Origin of the sequence: Terrisporobacter mayombei (assembly GCF_020748465.1) — a bacterium.
Lineage (GTDB): Bacteria > Bacillota > Clostridia > Peptostreptococcales > Peptostreptococcaceae > Terrisporobacter > Terrisporobacter mayombei.
Map to the genome: position 1 here is coordinate 1 of NZ_JAHZMP010000034.1, position 766 is coordinate 766.

Here is a 766-nt window from a genome sequence, read left to right on the forward strand (position 1 = left end):
CAGACGCTTCCACTAACACACACACTGATTCAGGCTCTGGGCTCCTCCCCGTTCGCTCGCCGCTACTGGGGGAATCTCGGTTGATTTCTTTTCCTCGGGGTACTTAGATGTTTCAGTTCCCCCGGTTCGCCTCATTAACCTATGGATTCAGTTAATGATAGTGTGTCGAAACACACTGGGTTTCCCCATTCGGAAATCGCCGGTTATAACGGTTCATATCACCTTACCGACGCTTATCGCAGATTAGCACGTCCTTCATCGCCTCTGACTGCCAGGGCATCCACCGTGTACGCTTAGTCGCTTAACCTCACAACCCGAAGATGTTTCACTTCAGAGTTGCGAAAATTTGAGAGACTCACGAACAACTTTCATTGTTCAGTGTTTCAATTTTCAGCTTGATCCAGATTTTTAAAGAGCAAAACTTCGCAGTGAACCTTTGCAGGTACACTCTGAAGTATTTTTTATTTAATCACTACAGAGATGGTGGAGCTATGCGGGATCGAACCGCAGACCTCCTGCGTGCAAAGCAGGCGCTCTCCCAGCTGAGCTATAGCCCCATAACATGTAGTTAAAACCTCTTCAAATTTGCCGTGCAAATTTGGTAGGCCTGAGTGGACTTGAACCACCGACCTCACCCTTATCAGGGGTGCGCTCTAACCACCTGAGCTACAAGCCTGTAGAGGTTTTACTGCTCATTTTCATCAGACAATCTGTGTGAGCACTGCAAAGTACGCTTCTTTAAGGTAAGGAGGTGATCCAACCGCAG

General features: G+C 47.9%; 2 tRNA genes and 1 rRNA gene. All 3 read right to left on the minus strand.

Annotated elements, in window-relative coordinates:
• Positions 1-307, minus strand: a 23S ribosomal RNA gene (locus K0039_RS24670); the annotation flags it as partial.
• A gap of 174 nt (positions 308-481) precedes the next feature.
• Positions 482-557 (minus strand) — tRNA-Ala (locus K0039_RS24675).
• Positions 558-599: 42 nt separating this feature from the next.
• Positions 600-676, minus strand: a tRNA-Ile gene (locus K0039_RS24680).
• Positions 677-766 lie beyond the last annotated feature (90 nt).